The organism is Cupriavidus sp. C2SS-8b (genome assembly GCF_057073745.1).
On sequence record NZ_CP172716.1, the window covers coordinates 2,184,017 to 2,204,236 of the forward strand.

Here is a 20,220-nt window from a genome sequence, read left to right on the forward strand (position 1 = left end):
ATGAGCGCTTCGGTTGTTTCGACACCTGCCCAGGTGGCGGAATTGGTAGACGCACTAGGTTCAGGTCCTAGCGGTGGCAACACTGTGGAGGTTCGAGTCCTCTCCTGGGCACCAGATCAGCGAGAAACCCGCAGCGCCTTTAAAGCCTGCGGGTTTTTTGTTTTCCGCCCTCGCCTTGCACATCTGATCCGGCAACTTGCACTCCTCGATTCGCGGCCTGATTCGACCTCATTCCATTAATTGATCTGCAGCAGCCAAATGACTGCACTGCAGGCGAGTGTATCAGTTTCAGTGGCGATTCCGGCATTCTCCTGCCACCCTTCCGACACAAATCGCCACAGCGGCCACGTCGCCGCACACTAACACGAAGCGACACATCTGACCGATTGACAGGCCAGCGCATCTGTAACTATGATGGTTGCATATTGATATTCCACCATGAGCACAAGCAGCCGGTTCGCCGTCGCCGTCCATATCCTGACCTTGCTGGCCAGCGCCAGCGAGCCACTGCCGTCATCGCTGATCGCCGGCAGCGTCGGGACCAATCCGGCGCTGATCCGGCGGCTGATCGGGCAACTGGCCGAAGCCGGACTTGTCACCAGCACCATGGGCAGCACCGGCGGCTCGTCGCTGGCGTGCCCGGCTGAACGCATTACCTTGCTGGACGTGTTCCGGGCGGTCGAAACCACTGCATTGATCGCCCTGCACCAGAGCGCCCCGAATCCGGCCTGCATGGTAGGCAGGGAAATCACCGGCGCCCTTCGGCTGGTCGCGGACCGTGCCCAGTCCGCCATGGACAATGCCCTGGCGGAGATCACCATTGCCGGCATGCTCGCCGATGTCGAGCATGCCGCCCGGCGCCGCAAGCGCTGATTTTTTTGCCCTGATGTGTAACCACATCAGTTTCATATCAGAGCCGCTACGCACGACGCGGCATTTACCTGACCGACCTTTACCCTGATAAAGAAGGAGCAAACATGAACATTGCCATCATCGGCGCCACCGGCCGCGTGGGAACCCGCCTGATCGACGAAGCCCTGCGCCGTGGCCATCGCGTCACCGCCCTGGCCCGCACGGCCAGCCGCCTGCCCGCCCGCAAAGGCCTGGTCACACGCGATGTCGACGCAACGGACAGCCACGCTTTGGCGGCCGCCCTGGCTGGCCACGATGTGGCCATCAGCACAGCACGGTTCGAGCAACTGAAGGCACCGCAGGTCATCGGTCCCCTCAAGGCAGCCGGCGTCTCGCGCCTGCTCGTGGTTGGCGGCGCCGGCAGCCTGTTCATCGCGCCTGGCACGCAACTCGTGGATACACCGGGATTCCCGGCGGCATACAAAGGCGAGGCGCTGGCCGGCCGCGACTTCCTCGATGCCTTGCGCGGAAAATCGGATCTTGACTGGACCTTCCTGTCGCCATCGGCCCTGTTCGAGCCAGGCGAGCGCACCGGCAAATACCGTGCAGGCCAGGATGCGTTGCTGGCAGATGCTGCCGGCAAGAGCTGGATCACGATGGAAGACTACGCGATCGCGATGCTCGACGAGATCGAAAAGCCGGCGCATCCGCGCCAGCGTTTCACGGTCGGCTACTGAAGTCTGACCTGTGCGGCCCGTGGGCGGGGCCGCCTATTCCACGACAGCGTCAGCCTTGCGCGCCGTCTTCCGGCGCGCGCTTGCCGCGCTTGAGCCAGGCCGCAAGGTTATGCGGGCGCAGCGTGTCGTATTCCTCGAACGGCTGGTGGATCCAGGGGTTCGACGGCAGGAAGGTCACGTGGTAGTCCGGCTTGACCTTGGAGCAGTCCTTGTACCAGAGCACCGCGGAACGGACTTCCGTCACGGCGGGATAGCGCTCTTTCAGATGCCGCCCCACACGCTCCAGGGTTACCCCTGAATCGACCAGATCGTCCACCAGCAGGATCTTGCCGCTGAGCTCGCCGCGCGTCATGGTGATGTACTGCGCGATATCGAGATCGCCTTGCAGGGTGCCCGCAGCCTCGCGGTAGCTGCTGGTTGCCAGGATGGCCAGCGGCACATCGAAGATGCGCGACATCTGGTCGCCCACGCGCAGGCCACCGCGCGCCAGGCACAGGATCTTGTCGAACTTCCAGCCCGACTCGTGCACGTTCAGCGACAGACGCGCGATCAGGCGATGGTACTCATCCCAGGATACCCACAGGTTCTCATCGTCGTTTGTTGGCTGATTCATGATTGACTCGCTTGTTCTTCTGGTCGGTTGACCGATATGGCTCGGCCCGCTTGCGCGGGCCGATTTGTTATTGCAGAGCCGCTGCGCTTGTGGCGCGCGGCTTTGGCAACCTGTGTACGCCGGGTCAGGCCAGGTATGGATGACGCAGCAGGATCGTCTCGTCGCGATCCGGGCCGGTCGAAATCATGTCGATCGGAATGCCGACCACTTCTTCCACGCGCTTCAGGTAGTTGCGTGCGGCTTCCGGCAGCGCGTCCCACGACTTCACGCCGAAGGTCGACTCATTCCAGCCAGGGAACTCTTCATAGACCGGTTCGCAGCGCGCCACGGCATCCGAACCGCGCGGCAGGATGTCCACGGTCTTGCCATCGAGCTTGTAGCCCACGCACAGGCCGATGCTTTCCAGGCCATCGAGCACGTCGAGCTTGGTCAGGCACAGGCCCGACACGCCGTTGATCTGCACCGAGCGCTTGAGCGCCGCGGCATCGAGCCAGCCGGTGCGGCGCGGACGGCCGGTCACCGAACCGAATTCCTTGCCGACGTTGGCCAGCCGCACGCCGACGGGATCCTGGCGAGTGGGATTGTCGTTGTCGTACAGTTCGCTCGGGAACGGACCCGCACCGACGCGCGTGCAGTACGCCTTGGTGATGCCCAGGATGTAGTTCAGGCGACCCGGACCCACGCCGGCCCCTGCGGCAGCCGCACCGGCCACGCAGTTGCTGGAGGTCACGTACGGGTACGTGCCGTGGTCCACGTCGAGCAGCGTGCCTTGCGCGCCTTCGAACATCAGGTTGCCACCGGCGGCATTGACCGCGTAGAGCTCGGCCGACACGTCCGCGACCATCGGCGCCAGGCGCGGCGCGAAGGCCAGCGCGGCGTCGAGCGTCTGCTGGTAGTCCACGGCTTCGGCACCGAGGTACTGCGTCAGCATGAAGTTGTGGAGGTCCAGGTTCTCGCGCAGGCGCTCGGCGAATTGCTTCGGATCGAACAGGTCCTGCACGCGCAGCGCACGGCGAGCGACCTTGTCTTCATAGGCGGGACCGATACCACGGCCGGTCGTGCCGATCTTGGCGGCGCCGCGGCGCGCTTCGCGCGCCTTGTCGATGGCCACGTGGTACGGCAGGATCAGCGTCGCCGCCTCCGAGATGCGCAGACGCTTCTGCACTTCCAGGCCGGCGGATTCGAGTTCTTCGATTTCGTGGAACAAGGCTTCGGGCGACAGCACCACACCGTTGCCGATGTAGCAGACCGTGCCTTCGCGCATGATGCCCGACGGGATCAGTCGCAGGATGGTCTTCTTGCCGCCGATGATCAGGGTATGGCCAGCGTTGTGGCCGCCCTGGAACCGCACCACGCCCTTTGCATGGTCGGTAAGCCAATCGACGATTTTTCCTTTGCCTTCGTCACCCCACTGGGTGCCGATCACGACGACGTTGCGTCCCTGGCCTACTGCGGATGCGGACATATTGCTTTGGTCAATAGGTTAAAAACGTATTCTACTCTCGTTGCCGGTCGATTCCCGCTTTTTGGGCAAATGACCGACATCAAGGCTCAGCGCGGCACAACAACCCAGCCAGCATCCTGGCGCACGAGTTGACGGTCGCAATTGAACTCGTCGAGTTCATTGGTATGCCCGGGCAGCGACTGGATCACGATCTCCCCGGCGGCCCGCAGCGCGACGATGGCGGCACGAAGCGCAGGATCCGCATCCCAGGGTGCGAAAACTGCCTGGGCGCGCACTTCAATGGGTGACAGTGCAGCCACCTCGCGCAGGTCGAGCGAAAAACCGGTGGCCGGACGCGCGCGGCCGAAGGCCTCGCCAACCTTGTCATAGCGGCCGCCCCGCGCCACATAGTTCGGCAGCCCCGCCACATACGCCGCAAACATCACACCACTGTGATAGTGGTAGCCGCGCAGGTCGGACAAGTCGATGTTGACGCTGGCGCCGCGCACCTGCGTCGCCAATGCCGCGAGTTCATCCAGTGCGCGCCCGATCGCCGGGCTGGCGGGCAGCGTGGCGCGCGCGCGGTCGAGGACTTCGACGCCACCGTACAGCGTCGGCAGCGCCAGCAGTGCGTCGCGCTCGGTCTGAGGCATGCCTTGCGTGATCTCCCGCAGGGCCGAGCTATCCTTGGTTTCCAGCGCCGCGAACAGGGCATCTTCGATCTTGCGGATCGAGGGCAGGCCTTCCAGCAGCGCCTCGAGAATGCCGGCATGGCACAGGTCGATGCGGATATCCGACAGCCCCGCCGCCTGCAGCGCGGCCAGCATCAGCTCCTGGATCTCGACATCGGCCTCCAGGCCCGCGTGGCCATAGATTTCGGTGCCGACCTGAATCGGCTCGCGCGTGGCGTGGAACCCGGCCGGCCGCGCGTGCAGGACATTGCCCGCATAGCACAGGCGCGTCACGCCAGGCCGGTTCAGCAGGTGCGCGTCGATGCGCGCGACCTGCGGCGTGATATCGGCGCGCAGGCCCATGGTGCGGCCGGACAGCTGGTCCACCAGCTTGAGCGTGCGCAGGTCCAGGTCGTGCCCGGTTCCGGTCAGCAGCGACTCCAGGTACTCCAGCATCGGCGGCATGACCAGTTCATAGCCGTAGGTGCGGAACAGGTCCAGCATGCGGCGGCGCAATTCCTCGATCTTGCGGGCCTCCGACGGCAGGACGTCGGCAATGTTTTCTGGCAGCAGCCAATGGTTGGACATGATGAATCTCTTCTCTGTATGACACGTTTGCGCGCAGGCCCCAGCCTGCACACCCGGCGAATTCGAAACGGCCGGTGCGCGTCCGCGCCGTCACTTCAGACACGGGGCCCCAGCCGGACAAAACCCCGGCAAGCCGGGGTTTTGTCAACTCGCCACAATTTCAGCGGTCTCGCTAGCGCCGCCCTCCGGACGCCCCGCCAGCCGCCGGCGCCGCGGCGCCGCCGCTCGAGCGCATATAGCGGAAGAAGTCCGAATTCGGCTCCAGCACCATGATGTCGCGCTTGTCGCGGAAGGTATTGCGATAGGCTTCCATGCTGCGCCAGAATTGCGCGAACTGCGGGTCCTTGCCAAAGGCATCAGCATAAATCTGCGACGACTTGGCATCGCCTTCACCCTTGATCACCTGCGCGTCGCGATAAGCCTCGGCCAGAACAACCTCACGCTGACGGTCGGCATCGGCGCGGATCTTTTCGCCCTCGGCCGCGCCCGTCGAACGCAGTTCGTTGGCCACGCGCTTGCGCTCGGCTTCCATGCGGCGGTACACCGACTCGCTGATGGCCGGTAGCAGGTCCACGCGCTTCAGGCGCACGTCGAGAATTTCGACGCCGACCGACTGCGCGTACTCGGCCATGCCGGCACGAATGTTCTGCATGACCTTCTCGCGCTCGCCGGCGACCACGTCGGCCACGGTGCGCTTGCCGAACTCCTCGCGCGCCACGGCGTCGATACGCTGGGTCATGCGGTCCTGGGCACCGCGCACATTGCCGCCAAAGGCCACGTAGAACTTGCGCGGCTCGGTGATGCGCCATTTGACGAACCAGTCCACCACCATGCTCTTCTTCTCGGCGGTCAGGAAACGCTCGCTGGCCGCAACGTCGATGGTCTGCAGGCGGCGGTCCATGAACACCACGTTCTGCAGCGGCGGCGGCAGCTTGAAGTGCAGGCCCGGCTCGCGCACGACCTGCTTGATCTCGCCAAAGGCGAACACCACGGCGTACTGGCGCTGGTCCACGACGAACATCATCGAAGATGCCACGGCCAGCAGGATGAAAGCGCCAATCGCGAAGGAAATCAGTCGGTTCATGACGGTCTCCTCAACGCGAATCGCGGTCACGGTTGCGCAGCGATTCGCGCGACCGGATATCGGCAGCCGAATCCTGCGCCGGCGCCTGCGTTCCGGCACCGCTGGCCGGCTGGGATGGCGACGCCGTGCGGCCATCGGCCTGGGCCTGCGCCATCAGCTTGTCGAGCGGGAGATACAGGAGGTTGCTGCCCTGGCGCGCATCCACGAGCACCTTGGTCGAATTGGCGTAGATCTGCTGCATGGTCTCGATATAGATGCGGTCGCGCGTCACCTGCGGTGCCTTGGCGTATTCGCCCTGCACCGAACGGAACCGCGAAGCATCACCCTCGGCCTGTGCCACCACGCGGGCGCGGTAGGCTTCGGATTCTTCCTTCAGCCGCGCGGCCGTACCCTTGGCGCGCGGAATCACGTCGTTTGCATAGGCCTGGCCTTCGCTGATCGCGCGCTCGCGGTCCTGGCTGGCCTTGTTCACGTCATCGAACGCGGCCTGCACCTGCTCGGGCGGCTGCACGCTCTGCACGTTGACCGAGATGACGCGGATACCGGTCTTGTACGCGGTCAGGATCGACTGGATCGATTTGGCCAGCCCCTGCGCGATCTGCTCGCGGTTCTCGTACAGCACCGCATCCATCTTGTTGCGGCCGACGATCTCGCGCACCGAGGTTTCAGCGGCCTGCGTCACGAGTTCCTCGTCGCCGCCACGATCGGTCTTGTTGAAGAACAGGAACTCGCTGGCGTCCTGGATCGAGTACTGGACCGTAAAGCGGACGTCGATGATGTTCTCATCCTGCGTCAGCATCGACGAGTCTTTCAGGTTGCTGTCCTTGATGGACGTGGAGCGGCCCACCTCCACCGAACGCACGGCCGACAGGTTGACGACTTCCGCCGATTGAATCGGCCAGGGCAGGCGCCAGTTGATACCGGGACCCGTCGAATACTTGAACTTGCCGAACTGCAGGATCACCGCGGTCTGGCCTTCCTGCACCATGAAGAAACCGCTGGCCAGCCAGATACCCACCACGGCGGCCACCACCACGCCAACACCGACGCCCGAACCCTTGCCCGGCACGCGCGGACCGCCGAGACCCTGGTTGCCGCCACCGCCGTTCTCCTTGCGTCCGAGCAGTCCGTTCAGGCGCCGGTTGAAGTCGCGCCAGAGCTCGTCGAGATCGGGCGGACCGTCCTGCGGCCGCTGGTGCTGACGATTCGCATCACGGTCGTTCCCGCGGCTGTCCTTGTCATCCTCATCCTGGCCGTCGCGTCCCCAGCGAGGATCGTTCAGCGAGAAGATGGCGCGAAGGCGCTGCCATCCCGCATGCAGCGGAAAGCGGCCGCCCGGGGGCAGGCTCGATTCAGGATTCCGGGAGAACTGGGGCATGAAGTGCACGGGTCCGGGGAAGTTTGTAACTGGGGGATTCTAGCAGTCATCTGCGCCACTTTTGGCCAAATCGCGCAAACCGGCCCGAATCTCGCCGAAATGGCTCAGGACTGGACGCGATCACCGGGATCGCGCCCCTCTTCCCTGTCAAATTCGTCATCTTCCGCGCGCGGGCCCGGCTCCGACAGCCGCGGATCAAACGGGCCCGGCTCGGGCGGCCGGCTTGCCAGCCACTGCGCGACCTCAACGATGGACTGCCGCAACGCGTCGAGGCCCACGCCCTCGCGGGCGCTCAGAAACACGCGCGTCGGCACGCCGTTTTCGTCGCGCTCGATACGCGCGCCCTGCTCCTGCAATTCCGGCGCCGCATCGATCTTGTTCATCACGACGATCTGCGGAATGCCAGAGGCGTCGATTTCCGCCAGTACCCGGTTCACCTGCTCGATCTGCTCGTGACGCACCGTGCTTGAGGCGTCCACGACATGCAGCAGCAGATCGGCATGCACAGTTTCGTCGAGCGTCGCGCGGAACGCCTCGACCAGCTGGGTGGGCAGGTCGCGGATAAAGCCGACCGTATCGGACAGCACCACGTTGCCGAGTCCGTCCAGGAACATCCGGCGCGACGTGGTATCGAGCGTCGCGAAGAGCTGGTTGGCCGCATAGGCGCCGGCCTTGGTCAAGGCATTGAACAGCGTCGACTTGCCCGCGTTGGTATAGCCGACCAGCGAGATGCTCAAGGTCTCGTTGCGCGCGCGGGCACGCCGCTGCGTGCTGTGCTGCCGCTGCAGCCGGGCAAGGTCGGTCTTCAGCCGCTTGGCCCGGGTATCGAGCATGCGGCGGTCCAGTTCGAGCTGGCGCTCGCCCGGTCCGCCCCGCATGCCGATACCGCCCTTCTGCCGCTCAAGGTGGCTCCATGCACGAACCAGGCGCGACGCCTGGTACTGGACCTGCGCCAGTTCCACCTGCACCTTGCCCACATGGCTCTGCGCGCGCTGGGCAAAGATATCCAGGATCAGGCCGGTACGGTCGATCACATGGCGCTGGAGAAAGCGCTCCAGGTTACGTTGCTGCGCCGGGCTCAGGGCATGGTTGAACACCACGATGTCGGCATCCAGCGCATCGGCAGCCTCCTTCAGCTCCTCGGCCTTGCCCGAGCCGATGAACAGCGCAGGGTCCGGCCGCGAGCGCTTGCCGGTCAGCGTATGCACCGGCATGGAGCCTGCGGTGGTGGTCAACAGGGCAAGTTCGCTCAGGCTTTCCTGAAAGTCGTGCTTGCCGAAATCCACGCCAACGAGAATGGCACGTGACGGTTCGGTGTTGGAAGTAGCTCTGGGATCCAAGCGGGCGGCGCTACGCGCGAAGAAAGACGGTTTTGGAAAGATGGCCGGAACTGGCCGGATTCTGGGACGGGAGCGGGCCGGTACAGGCACGCGCTCCCTTGCGCGATTGAGGCACCGGCATGGCAGGCAGCCAGTCCGGTTCACCGCGAGCCGGCCGCATGCGCGAACCGGAGGCCGGCACTGCCGCAACGCCGGGTGGCGTGTGCGCGATACCGGCTGTCGAGGGCCGCAACGACTTGCGGCCCCCGCGAAGATCAGCCCTCGGTCGAATCATCCACGCGGAAATTGACCGCGCGAGCCGGGACGACGGTGGAAATCGCATGCTTGTAGACCATCTGCGTCACGGTGTTACGCAGCAGCACGACATACTGGTCGAACGATTCGATGTTGCCTTGCAGCTTGATGCCATTGACGAGATAGATGGAAACCGGCACGTGCTCTTTGCGCAGCGCGTTCAGGAACGGGTCTTGTAGCAGTTGCCCTTTGTTGCTCATGGCACACTCCAAATTTATAGGTTTAGTGGTGATTAATGGGGACGAAAGTCCCCGGTTCAAGTCATGCGGCGCAAGCTCGCGCCAGAAAAAAGATCAAAAACAGTACCAAAGCGGCATCCGCGCGCAGAGAACCCCCTGCTTACGCAAATTTAGCCGCAGTTCCAAACGAACGCAAACGAAAACTTGCCTCGCCATGCACTCGTCCGGAACTCAGTCTTTCGAGTCCGCATACGGGTTTTTGTTCGTGCGAAATTCAATGCGAAGAGGGGTGCCCTTCAACTTGAATGCGGCGCGGTAGCGGTTTTCCAGGTAGCGCCGGTAGGTCTCGGAAACGCTCGACAAGGCGTTGCCGTGGATCACGATGATCGGCGGGTTGGAACCGCCCTGGTGCGCGTAGCGCAGCTTCGGCCGCGATACGCCGGCGCGCTTGGGCTGCTGGAACTCCACCGCTTCCTGCAGCACGCGCGTGAGCTGCGGCGTGGGCAGTTTGACCATGGCCGCGGCGAACGCGTCGTCGACCGAACGCATCAGCGCGCCAATGCCTGTGCGTTCCCGCGCAGACACGAAGTGGAAATTGGCGAAGCTCAGGAATTGCAGCTTGCGCTCGAGGTCATGCTTGATGCGATCGCGGGTATGCCCGTCGAGACCATCCCACTTGTTGACGCCGACCACGAGAGCCCGGCCCGACTCGACGATAAAGCCGGCGATATGGGCATCCTGGTCGGAAATATCCTGCTGCGCGTCGAGCAGCAGGATCACGACGTTGGCGTCGGCAATCGACTGCAGCGTCTTGACCACCGAAAACTTCTCGATCGCTTCGAACACCTTGCCCCGCCGCCGCAGGCCCGCCGTGTCGATCAGCGTGTAGGGCTTGCCGCCACGCTCGAACTCCACGTAGATCGCGTCGCGCGTGGTACCGGGCATGTCGAACGCGATCACGCGCTCCTCGCCGATCAGCGTATTCACGAGGGTCGACTTGCCGACGTTCGGCCGCCCGACGATGGCGATCTTCACGCCCTTGCCGCTGTCGTCCTCTTCCTCGGCCAGCTCCGGACGCTCCTGAATCGCCAGTTGCAGCGCCTCGTCCACGAGCTCGCGAACGCCATCGCCGTGCGCCGCCGAAATCGCGTACGGATCGCCCATGCCGAGCTCATAGAAGTCGGCAGCGACCGAGGTGTACTTCATGCCCTCGGCCTTGTTGACGGCCAGCATCACGCGCCGGCCGGTCTTGCGCAGGTAGTCCGCGATGGCGCGGTCCTGCGGCGCCAGGCCCAGCCTGCCGTCGACGATGAAGATGACGACGTCCGCCTCGACCACGGCCTGCTTGGTCTGCTTGGCCATCTCGGCGACGATGCCTTCCTTGACCACCGGCTCGAAACCGCCGGTGTCGATCGCGATAAAGGGACGTTCGCCAATACGCCCTTCGCCGTAGTGGCGGTCGCGCGTCAGGCCCGGCAGATCGGCGACAAGCGCGTCGCGCGACCGGGTCATGCGGTTGAATAGCGTCGACTTCCCGACGTTCGGGCGGCCGACAAGTGCAATAACTGGTTTCATGCAATAAACGGAAACGGGGGCCGGCACCTGCCGTCCCCCTGGAACTCCGGAGTCAGTTGATCCGACGGCGCCTCATGCAAAAAATGCATGGCCAGCCGCTTCTCCTGTCGGGTGGAACGTGGCCCCAGGGCCCGCTCCGTATTTCGCCGCACGACCAGGGATCATGCTACCGGAATTGGCGCAGCCCGTACCGACAGGTGTACGGCCTGCGCTGCCATCAATGGCTCAGTCCGGCACGTAGCCGTAGACGTCGCCGTCGCGGGTCTGGACGACCAGCGTCTGTCCTGCCACCACCGGCGCGGCGCTGATGGCGCTGCCATCGGTCTTCATGCGCGCCACTTCGGTGCCATCGTCTCGCGAGAGGAAGTGCACATAGCCTTCGAAGTCGCCCATCACCACCGAGCGGCCCAATACCAGCGGCGCGCCCAGGCGGCGATAGCGCAGTTCGTTGTTCTTCCAGCGCTCGTTGCCGTTCTGGCGGTCGAATGCGAACACCACGGACTGTTCGTCGCTGGCATAGATGGCATTGTCATCCTGCGCCAGGCCGGTCGGCGACGAGAAATCCTTGCCCCACTGCGGCTGGCCGCTGGCCAGTTCCAGGCAGGCGATTCGGCCCTGGAAGGTCGTGGCGCAAACCTGGCGGCCGCTGACCATGGGCTGGCCGGTGACATCGTTCAGGCGCTCGATCTCCGAAACACCCTTCGGATACGACACCGCGCTCTCCCAGCGAAGGACCCCATTGCCCGGCATCAGGACGCCCAGCTTGCCGCCGGGGAAGCCCATGACGATGCCGTCACCGGCGAACACCATGCCCATGGCGGCGCGCAGGTTCAGCGGCGTCTGCGAACGCTGGTAGATCCAGCGCCGTTCGCCGGTCTGGGCGTCCAGCGCGAGCACCCGGGTATCGGTGGTGCGCACGACCACCAGGCCGTTGCCGACCAGCGGCGCCGACAGGACTTCGCCGTTAACCTGCTTTTTCCAGATCTGCTTGCCGCTGGTATCGAAGGCGTAGACCGCACCCTTCTCGCCCGCCACCGCCGTCACGGAGCCGTCACTGCCCGGACCGGTGGTGATGTCGACATCGGTCTTGGCCTTCCACAGCGTACGGCCGGTGGCCCCGTCCAGCGACATGATGTTGCCATTGTTGGCAGACACGTACACGTTGTTGCCGGCCGCGGCGGGCTGCAGCGCATACGGGCCGCTCTTGCCGACATCCGCCTTCCAGGCCTGACGCACGGACAGCGTCGCCGACACCGGCTTCAGTTCGGCCGGCGGATGCTTGTTCTCCTTGCTGAACAGCGAGCAGCCACCCAGCGCCACAAGGCAGGCGCCGGCGACGAGCGCACGGGCAATCTTGCGGCGCGAGTCGCCTTGTTGTTCGGCAGCGGAAAGCATTGACGTCATAAGGTTAGGATCCTGCATTGGGTTGTGGCGGATGTCCTTCACGTATCGCGGCACGCGGTCAGGCCGCGCCAAGCGCGTCGAGCTTGAACTGGATGATCTGGCGCATCGACTGGTCGTCGGCACCCAGCTTGTCCAGCGCCTTGCGGTAGGCCGCGCGCGCGTCGTCGCGCTTGTCCTGCGCGGCCAGCAGATCGCCCTTGCGGTCCGCATACAGCGCTACGAACGGTGCCGGCGGCTCGTCCTTGAGCAGCGCCAGGCCCTTGTCGTAGGCCTTCTCGTCGAGCAGCACGCCGGCAAGGCGCACGCGGGCGATCAGCGCGTATTCGCCGTCGCCATGATCAATGGCCCACTGCAGCTGCGTCTTGGCACCCGCGAGGTCGCCCGCATCGTACAGCACCTTGGCGGCCACCAACGCGCTCATCGGACCATACGCGGTCTTGCCGAACTTGTCTTCGAGGTCGCCGGCGGCGCGCTTGACGCGCTCGGCATCGCGGCCTTCGGCGGCCTTGACCACCTGGTCGTACAACACGGCCGCCTCGGAGGCCTGCTTGCGCTCCCAGTACTTCCAGCCGCTCCAGGCGGCGAACGCCAGCAGGGCGGCAATCAGGAGCCACGTCAGGGCATTGCCGTACTGACGCCACCAGGCCTTCAGGTTTTCAAGCTGTTCCTGCTCTTCCAGATCGTATGCCATGTCGAGGCAGTCTCTTGCGTTTGGGTTGGGGTCAAAGGCCGCCCGGGCGGCCTCCGTTTCCTGCTGTGCGGATCTCGCGGGCCGCGGCTCGCTACGTTATTCGCTGGCGCCGACCATCGCGTCGATCAGGTAATCGACCAGGCCTTCAGCCGGCACCTGCGCCTGCTGGCCACCGCCTTCGGCCTGCGCTGCCTGGCGAAGTTCCTTCACCTGCACCACGCCGGCAGCGACTTCATCGTCGCCGATGATCACGGCATACGCCGCGCCGCTCGCGTCGGCACGCTTCATCTGCGACTTGAAGCTGCCGCTCTTGCCGTCAGTCGTGGCATGCACGACCACATCCAGTCCGGCATCGCGCAGGCGCTCTGCGGCGACCATGGCTTGCTGGGACGCGGCCTCGCCCTGGTGCACGAGGTAGACATCGCAGCCCACCGCATCCGGCACTACGCCTTCTTCACGGATCAACTCGATGATGCGCTCGATGCCCATGGCCCAACCGCAGGCCGGCGCCGGCTTGCCGCCCATCTGCGCGATCAGCGGATCGTAGCGGCCACCGCCGGCAATGGTGCCCTGCGCGCCGAGCTTGTCGGTGATCCACTCGAACACCGTCAGGTTGTAGTAGTCCAGCCCGCGCACCAGGCGCGGATTGATCTTGTACGGAATGTTGTTGGCCTTGAGCAGGCGTTGCACGCCTTCGAAGTGGGCCAGCGATTCCTCGCCGAGGAAGTCGATCAGCTTTGGCGCATTGGCCGCCATCTCCTGCAGCGCGGGATTCTTGGTATCCAGCACGCGCAGCGGATTGGTGTACAGGCGGCGCTTGCCATCTTCGTCCAGGATGTCCTTGAACCCTTCCAGGTACTTGATCAGCTCTTCGCGGTGCGCGGCACGCTCGTTGGCCTGCCCCAGCGAATTGATCTCCAGGCGCACGCCGACCAGGCCCAGGTCGTCCCACAGGCGCTGGCACATCAGGATGATTTCGGCATCCACGTCCGGCCCGGCGAAACCCAGCGCCTCGGCGCCGAGCTGGTGGAACTGGCGATAGCGGCCGCGCTGCGGACGCTCGTGGCGGAACATCGGGCCGGTGTACCACAGGCGCTTGGGGCCGTCGTACAGCAGGTTGTGCTCGATGGTGGCGCGCACGGCGGCAGCGGTGCCTTCCGGACGCAGCGTCAGTTGCTCACCGTTCAGCGAATCGGTGAAGGAATACATTTCCTTCTCGACAATGTCCGTCACCTCGCCGATGCCACGCACGAACAGCTGGGTATGCTCGACGATCGGTGTGCGAACCTGCTGGTAGCCATAGGCTCGCAGCATCGCGCGCGCGGCGTTCTCGAAATGCTCCCACAGCGGGGCATCGGCCGGCAGCATGTCGTTCATGCCCTTCACGCCCTGCAATGCCTTGGCGGGGCGTGCCTTCTCTTCTGTCTTGGCGCCGCTTTGCGCGGACGGATTCTCGTTTTGCGTCATTCTGTAGTTATCGTGCTGGGGTGAGCCGGTCCATACCGGCTCAGGCCACCGCTTGCTTCTCTGCCCGCGCTGCACCCGGGCCGTAATGCGTGCGAACGTACTCGTCGACGATCGCCTGGAATTCTTCCGAGATACGCTCGCCGCGCAGCGTCTTGACCTTGACGCCATCCACGAACACCGGCGCCGCCGGCGATTCGCCCGAGCCCGGCAGCGAGATGCCGATGTTGGCGTGCTTGCTCTCGCCCGGACCGTTGACGATGCAGCCCATCACGGCCACGTCCATCTCTTCGACCCCCGGATAGGCCGTCTTCCAGTGGGGCATCTGCTCGCGCAGGTAGGCTTGGATGCTTGCCGCCAGCTCCTGGAACACGGTGCTGGTGGTACGACCGCAACCCGGGCAGGCAATGACCATCGGCGTGAAGTTGCGCATGCCCATGGTCTGCAGGATTTCCTGCCCGACATAGACTTCCTTCTCGCGCGGCGCGCCCGGTTCCGGGGTCAGCGAGATGCGGATGGTATCGCCGATGCCCTCCTGCAGCAGCACCGACAGCGCCGCCGTCGAGGCTACGATGCCCTTGCTGCCCATGCCCGCCTCGGTCAGCCCGAGATGCAGCGCGTAGTCGCAGCGGCGCGCCAGCTCGCGGTACACCGCGATCAGCTCCTGCACCTGCGACACCTTGCACGACAGGATGATCTGGTTGCCCGGCAAGCCGATTTCCTCGGCCTTCTTCGCCGAGTCGATCGCCGATGTGATCAGCGCCTCGACCATCACGCTCTGCGCGGGCCAGGGCTCGGCGCGGCTGGCGTTCTCATCCATGATGCGCGCCAGCAGATCCTGGTCCAGGCTGCCCCAGTTGACGCCGATGCGCACCGGCTTGTTGAACCGGCAGGCCATCTCGATCATCTGGCCGAACTGCGTGTCGCGCTTGGCACCCTGCCCGACATTACCGGGATTGATGCGGTACTTCGACAGCGCTTCGGCACAAGCCGGATAGTCCTGCAACAGCTTGTGGCCGTTGTAGTGGAAGTCACCCACCAGCGGCACGTCGACGCCCATGCGGTCGAGCTGCTCGCGAATGTGCGGCACGGCCGCGGCCGCCTCGGGCGTATTGACGGTGATGCGCACGATCTCGGACCCTGCGCGCGCCAGCTCCTTGACCTGGATGGCCGTGCCGATGGCATCGACGGTGTCCGTATTGGTCATCGACTGCACGCGCACCGGCGCCCCGCCACCGATCGTGACGATGTTATCGCGCCACGCGATACGCGCCTGGCGCGTTTCGCGGCGCGGCAGCGGGCCGGGCAGTACCGGAAGACAAAGCTGTTCGTTCATAGCGTTACCACCTCGCAATGATGCGGTGCCGGGCTGGCGTCAGGGCAGCGTCAGCCGCGCGACGTTGTTGCGGTTGGCCGCCTTCAGGTCGACCGGCGTGCCGTTGCGGCTCATCGACTCCACGCCCTTCACGTTGCCGATGACCACCTTGTACGGTGCCGCGCCTCCGCCCGAGACCTCCTGGCCAGCCTTGGCGGTGCCGCCCAGCACGACCTTGCCGTTGCGATCGCGGATCTCGTACCACGTGTCGGACGCGAACTTGATCTGCAGTTCACCCTGTGCCGAGCCAGCCGCCGCGGGCGCCGTCGTGGCGACCGGCGCGGCCGGCTCCACGGTCGCGGCTGGGGCCACCGCCGCAACCGCTACGGGCACGGCAGCGTTGCCGGCGGCTGCGGCCGGCGCGCTGGCAGGCAACGCCTCGGACGGAGCCGGAGAGTCGGCGCCGGCCATGACCGGCGGCAGAGCGGCCGTCACGGTGCCGGACTCGGACGTCTGAGCCGGCTGCTCCTGCGCTTCGACGTGCGCGGCCGGCGCTGCGCTGTTGCGCGCCTCCAGCCATTGCTTCATATGATCGAGCCCGAACCAGCCGCCCGCCGCCACGCCTGCGACGACCAGCGCCAGCCAGACCCAGCGTCCGCCGGCGCCGGCACCGCTGCGCGTACCGAAGCGCCGACGGTCATCGAATGTCTGGTTGATGCCGCCTTCGCGCTGGCGCGCCATCTCCGTCACCTGCACCGGTCGCGGCTGGAAGCGCGCGAGCAAGGCGTCCACGTCGACGTGCAGGATACGCGCATAGGCACGCATCACGCCCTTCGCAAAGGTGACGTCCGGCAGCGCGGCCAGGTCACCGGCCTCGACCGCAGCCAGCTTTGGCGCGGCGACTTTCAGCCGGGCGCTCACGTCCTCGACGGACAGCCGTTGCGATTCCCGTGCCTGCGCCAGCAGCGCGCCGATTTCGCGCGCTACGGCTTCACGTTCCGAATCTGTCGCGCCACCGCCGACGTGTCCCGTCGATGCGGCCTGGCCTGCGGCGCGCTCTTGCTCACTCATCCCATGCTCCTTGTTCGTAGGCGCTCAGTTCGCGCGAGTCGGGAAAACGTTGGCGCAGCTGTGCCACCAGGGCACCCTGCGCTGCCGTGTCGCCCTGACGACGCGCAATGCGCGCACCCAGCCAGAGGGATTGCGCGCTTGCGAATTTACCGTTGTTGACACGCTCGACGTACTGCTGAGCCTGCTTCAGATCGCCGCGCCGGTAGTAGACCAGCGCCAGGTTGGTGCTGGCGACCGGGTTGTTCCGGTCATAGCCTAGCGCCGCCTTGAGGTTCTTTTCGGCGTCAGCGCCCGCGCCATTGCGAATCTGACAAGCACCGAGGCTGATCAGCGGCTTGGCCGGCCCGCCCGCCGAGGGCGCGGACACCGCACGCTCCAGCACCGGGACTGCCTCGCTATAACGCCCTTCCTGGCACAGGAACCAGCCATAGTTGTTGAGCAGGTCGCCATCGTTGCCACGCATCGAAACCGCCGTGCGGAAGCTGTCGTCGGCCAGCGCCTTCTCGTTCATGGCCATGTAGGTCAGCGCCCGCACATGGTAGGCATCGGCCATGGTCGGATCGGCGGCAATCGCCTGCTTCACCTCATCGAGTGCAACGCTGTTCTGGCCGGCTTCGAGGTAATTCGTGGCCAGCTGCAGCCGGATGCTGGCGCGGCGCCGTGCATCGGTCTGGTCGGAAGTGGTCTGGAGATCCTGCGTGGGCGCTGACGGCAACTGGCAGGCGGACAACATCAGCAGCCCCAGCAGGACTGCAGCGATCAGACGGATCATGCAGGGCGAGCCTCCCCAGCTTGGCCAGTCGCGGCGACCGGCACCAAAGGCGTGATCTTGCCGAACTTGCCGCGCTCGGCAAGCCGGGTGCGATCCTTGACTTCCCCGGCCAGCTGGCCGCACGCCGCGTCGATATCGTCGCCACGCGTCTTGCGGATCGTGGTCACGATGCCGGCGTCCATCAACACCTGCGCAAAGCGCCGGATCTGTTCGTTGTTGGAGCGCTTCAGGCCCGATTCGGGGAAGGGATTGAACGGGATCAGGTTGAACTTGCACGGCACGTCGGCCACCAGCTTCAACAGCTCCCGCGCATGCTCGACGCCGTCATTGACGCCATCCAGCATGCAGTATTCGAAGGTAACGAAGTCGCGCGGCGCGAACTCGAGGTAGCGGCGGCATGCCGCCATCAGTTCGGCCAGCGGATACTTCTTGTTCAGCGGCACGAGCATGTCGCGCAGGGCGTCATTGGACGCGTGCAGCGACACCGCCAGGGCCACCGGCAGGTCTTTCGACAGCCGGTCCATCATCGGCACCACGCCAGAGGTGGACAGCGTCACGCGCCGGCGCGACAGGCCATACGCGTTGTCGTCCAGCATCAGCCGCATGGCCGGGACGATCTGGTCGTAGTTCAGCAGCGGCTCGCCCATGCCCATCATCACCACGTTGGAGATGACGCGGTCATCCTTGGGACCACGGCCAAGTTGCTCGCGCATGGCGAATTCCGCCATCCAGAGCTGGCCGATGATCTCGCCCGTGGTCAGGTTGCGCGAGAAACCCTGCTTGCCGGTCGAGCAGAACCGGCAGTTCACGGCGCATCCGGCCTGCGAGGAGACGCACAGCGTGCCGCGCGTTTCCTCGGGGATGTACACCGTCTCCACCGCGTTGCCGTTGCCGACATCGAGCAGCCATTTGCGCGTGCCGTCAGCCGACAAGTGGTCGGTGATGACGGCCGGCGAACGGATCTCGGCGCGCGTCGCGAGCTTTTCGCGCAGCGACTTGGCGAGATCCGACATGGCGTCGAAACGGCTGGCACCGAAGTGGTGGATCCAGCGTTGCAGCTGCCGCGCACGAAACGGCTTCTCGCCGAGCTCTCCGCAATAGGCGGTGAGCGCGTCCGCATCCAGGTCGAGCAGGTTGACGAGATCGTTCATGACGGCAAACTCAACTTCCGTTTTAGTCCAGGCTTGTGGAAGACCAGACAATCAACGGCTGTAAACGTTCATGCCAGGGAAGAAGAAGGCAACTTCCACAGCGGCGGTTTCAGCAGCGTCCGAACCGTGCACGGCGTTGGCATCGATGCTGTCGGCGAAGTCGGCGCGGATGGTGCCCTTGTCGGCCTTCTTCGGGTCGGTGGCGCCCATCAGCTCACGGTTCTTGGCGATAGCGTTCTCGCCTTCCAGAGCCTGGATCATGACCGGGCCCGAAACCATGAAGTCGACCAGGTCCTTGAAGAAGGGGCGCTCCTTGTGGACAGCGTAGAACTGCTCGGCTTCGCCGCGCGACAGGTGCACCATCTTGGCAGCGATGACCTTCAGGCCAGCAGCTTCGAAACGGGCGTAGATCTGGCCGATAACGTTCTTGGCCACGGCATCCGGCTTGATAATCGACAGGGTGCGCTCAATCGCCATGAAAAACTCCGAAAAATGAAGGGGTTACAAATGGATTAAACGAGAATTCTAGCATGAGACGATGACGGTTTCGAGCGCGCCCGCCCTATGCAGGCCCAAGGGAAGCCGGATGCGGCACCGCAACATGCGATGCAGCACATTCTTCCTATCCGGCGCCTGCCTCATGCACGGAACGCAATACATGCAAAACCGTCAAACGTGAGCAACAAACCCGACCACACCCACATGAAAGTGACCGATGTAACACTTTAATCCCCTTGCAATTCCGCAGAGGCGATGCCACATTGACGATGCGTCAGCACCGGGTTGCCCCGGCGCCTCACCGTTAAGAAACAGGAGTCACCATGGATAACAAGCTGAACACATATGGATTCGGCAATGCGTCGACGGTCAGTGACGTCGTCGTGCGCAACCGGGTCTTGCGCAACACTTACTGGCTGCTGGCCATCTCGATGATCCCTACCGTGCTCGGCGCGTGGATCGGCGTGGCGAGCGGCTTCAGCTTCATGGCGGGTAGCCCCGGCCTGTCGCTGATCCTCTTCCTGGGCATCGCGTTCGCGTTCTTCTACGGCATCGAGAAGACCAAGAACAGCAGCATGGGCGTAGTCCTGTTGCTGGCCTTCACGTTCTTCATGGGACTGATGCTGTCGCGCCTGATCGGCGCGGTGCTGCAGTTCTCGAACGGGCCGGCACTGATCATGTATGCCTTTGGCGGCACCGCGGCCGTATTCGGCGCCATGGCCACCATTGCTACGGTCAGCAAGCGTGATTTCTCTGGCCTGAGCAAGTTCCTGTTCGTCGGCGTGATCCTGCTGATCCTGGCCAGCGTGGCCAACATCTGGCTGCAACTGCCGTCGCTGATGATCACGGTGTCGGTCATCGCCATCGGCATCTTCTCGGCCTACATCCTGTTCGATGTGCAGCGCGTGGTGAATGGCGGCGAAACCAACTACATCACCGCGACCCTGGCGATCTACCTCGACGTCTACAACGTGTTCACGAACCTGCTGGCCCTGCTGGGCATTTTCGGCGGCAGCCGGGACTGACCCTGCCACAGGCAAGATGAAAAACGCCGGCCACATGGCCGGCGTTTTTCATTGGGCGGCTATCGCTGGCCTGC

The 20,220-nt window shown here is 64.6% G+C and carries 19 protein-coding genes and 1 tRNA gene; 4 read left to right on the forward strand and 16 right to left on the reverse strand.

Features of this window, described 5'->3' with window-relative positions; translation table 11 throughout:
* Nucleotides 1–27: 27 nt before the first annotated feature.
* The 3 genes from ACIGJB_RS10085 (at nucleotide 28) to ACIGJB_RS10095 (ending at nucleotide 1,589) form a co-directional block, all read left to right on the forward strand.
* A tRNA-Leu gene (locus tag ACIGJB_RS10085) sits at nucleotides 28–114 on the forward strand.
* 324 nt (nucleotides 115–438) lie between these two features.
* Nucleotides 439–873 carry an Rrf2 family transcriptional regulator gene (locus ACIGJB_RS10090; protein WP_483729723.1) on the forward strand — a complete coding sequence of 145 codons (435 nt, stop codon included), beginning with the start codon at nucleotides 439–441 and terminating at the stop codon, nucleotides 871–873.
* A gap of 104 nt (nucleotides 874–977) precedes the next feature.
* Nucleotides 978–1,589, forward strand: coding sequence for an NAD(P)-dependent oxidoreductase (locus tag ACIGJB_RS10095; protein WP_483729724.1), 612 nt, complete (start codon nucleotides 978–980; stop codon nucleotides 1,587–1,589).
* A gap of 49 nt (nucleotides 1,590–1,638) precedes the next feature.
* Here ACIGJB_RS10095 and ACIGJB_RS10100 read toward each other — a convergent pair whose 3' ends face one another.
* The 16 genes from ACIGJB_RS10100 to ndk form a co-directional block, all read right to left on the reverse strand.
* Nucleotides 1,639–2,202 (reverse strand): phosphoribosyltransferase, encoded by a 564-nt coding sequence (locus ACIGJB_RS10100; protein WP_483729725.1) that lies wholly within the window; start codon nucleotides 2,200–2,202, stop codon nucleotides 1,639–1,641.
* A 124-nt stretch (nucleotides 2,203–2,326) separates the two neighbouring features.
* Nucleotides 2,327–3,667, reverse strand: coding sequence for an adenylosuccinate synthase (locus ACIGJB_RS10105; RefSeq protein ID WP_483729726.1), 1,341 nt, complete (start codon nucleotides 3,665–3,667; stop codon nucleotides 2,327–2,329).
* An 86-nt stretch (nucleotides 3,668–3,753) separates the two neighbouring features.
* Nucleotides 3,754–4,905: an ATP phosphoribosyltransferase regulatory subunit gene (locus ACIGJB_RS10110; RefSeq protein ID WP_483729727.1), complete on the reverse strand. Its 1,152-nt coding sequence runs from the start codon at nucleotides 4,903–4,905 to the stop codon at nucleotides 3,754–3,756.
* A gap of 172 nt (nucleotides 4,906–5,077) precedes the next feature.
* Complete coding sequence (gene hflC, locus ACIGJB_RS10115) at nucleotides 5,078–5,989, reverse strand: protease modulator HflC (protein WP_483729728.1); 912 nt, start codon at nucleotides 5,987–5,989, stop codon at nucleotides 5,078–5,080.
* 10 nt (nucleotides 5,990–5,999) lie between these two features.
* Complete coding sequence (gene hflK / locus ACIGJB_RS10120; protein WP_483729729.1) at nucleotides 6,000–7,367, reverse strand: FtsH protease activity modulator HflK; 1,368 nt, start codon at nucleotides 7,365–7,367, stop codon at nucleotides 6,000–6,002.
* A 104-nt stretch (nucleotides 7,368–7,471) separates the two neighbouring features.
* Entirely contained in the window at nucleotides 7,472–8,707 is a 1,236-nt protein-coding gene (hflX, locus tag ACIGJB_RS10125; RefSeq protein WP_483729730.1) for a GTPase HflX, read from the reverse strand.
* Nucleotides 8,708–8,961: 254 nt separating this feature from the next.
* Entirely contained in the window at nucleotides 8,962–9,201 is a 240-nt protein-coding gene (hfq, locus tag ACIGJB_RS10130) for an RNA chaperone Hfq (RefSeq protein ID WP_238263859.1), read from the reverse strand.
* Nucleotides 9,202–9,411: 210 nt separating this feature from the next.
* Nucleotides 9,412–10,755, reverse strand: coding sequence for a ribosome biogenesis GTPase Der (gene der / locus ACIGJB_RS10135; RefSeq protein ID WP_483729731.1), 1,344 nt, complete (start codon nucleotides 10,753–10,755; stop codon nucleotides 9,412–9,414).
* Nucleotides 10,756–10,980: 225 nt separating this feature from the next.
* Nucleotides 10,981–12,150 carry an outer membrane protein assembly factor BamB gene (gene bamB / locus ACIGJB_RS10140; protein ID WP_483732304.1) on the reverse strand — a complete coding sequence of 390 codons (1,170 nt, stop codon included), beginning with the start codon at nucleotides 12,148–12,150 and terminating at the stop codon, nucleotides 10,981–10,983.
* Nucleotides 12,151–12,217: 67 nt separating this feature from the next.
* Complete coding sequence (locus ACIGJB_RS10145) at nucleotides 12,218–12,850, reverse strand: tetratricopeptide repeat protein (protein WP_483729732.1); 633 nt, start codon at nucleotides 12,848–12,850, stop codon at nucleotides 12,218–12,220.
* Between the two features lie 96 nt (nucleotides 12,851–12,946).
* The gene (gene hisS / locus ACIGJB_RS10150) at nucleotides 12,947–14,317 is read right to left on the reverse strand and encodes a histidine--tRNA ligase (RefSeq protein WP_483729733.1); all 1,371 of its coding nucleotides are present in this window, start codon (nucleotides 14,315–14,317) and stop codon (nucleotides 12,947–12,949) included.
* Between the two features lie 40 nt (nucleotides 14,318–14,357).
* Complete coding sequence (ispG, locus tag ACIGJB_RS10155; RefSeq protein WP_483729734.1) at nucleotides 14,358–15,650, reverse strand: flavodoxin-dependent (E)-4-hydroxy-3-methylbut-2-enyl-diphosphate synthase; 1,293 nt, start codon at nucleotides 15,648–15,650, stop codon at nucleotides 14,358–14,360.
* A gap of 39 nt (nucleotides 15,651–15,689) precedes the next feature.
* A complete protein-coding gene (locus tag ACIGJB_RS10160) occupies nucleotides 15,690–16,700 on the reverse strand; it encodes a RodZ domain-containing protein (RefSeq protein ID WP_483729735.1) in 1,011 nt (336 codons plus the stop codon).
* Nucleotides 16,693–17,472 (reverse strand): type IV pilus biogenesis/stability protein PilW, encoded by a 780-nt coding sequence (gene pilW / locus ACIGJB_RS10165; protein WP_483708473.1) that lies wholly within the window; start codon nucleotides 17,470–17,472, stop codon nucleotides 16,693–16,695. Before pilW ends, ACIGJB_RS10160 begins: the two co-directional genes overlap by 8 nt.
* Nucleotides 17,469–18,623: a dual-specificity RNA methyltransferase RlmN gene (gene rlmN / locus ACIGJB_RS10170; RefSeq protein ID WP_483729736.1), complete on the reverse strand. Its 1,155-nt coding sequence runs from the start codon at nucleotides 18,621–18,623 to the stop codon at nucleotides 17,469–17,471. Before rlmN ends, pilW begins: the two co-directional genes overlap by 4 nt.
* A 51-nt stretch (nucleotides 18,624–18,674) precedes the next feature.
* Entirely contained in the window at nucleotides 18,675–19,100 is a 426-nt protein-coding gene (gene ndk / locus ACIGJB_RS10175) for a nucleoside-diphosphate kinase (protein WP_483708476.1), read from the reverse strand.
* 344 nt (nucleotides 19,101–19,444) lie between these two features.
* Between ndk and ACIGJB_RS10180 the strand changes: the two genes are divergently transcribed.
* Nucleotides 19,445–20,146, forward strand: a complete 702-nt coding sequence (locus ACIGJB_RS10180) for a Bax inhibitor-1/YccA family protein (RefSeq protein WP_483708477.1) — start codon at nucleotides 19,445–19,447, stop codon at nucleotides 20,144–20,146.
* Nucleotides 20,147–20,220 lie beyond the last annotated feature (74 nt).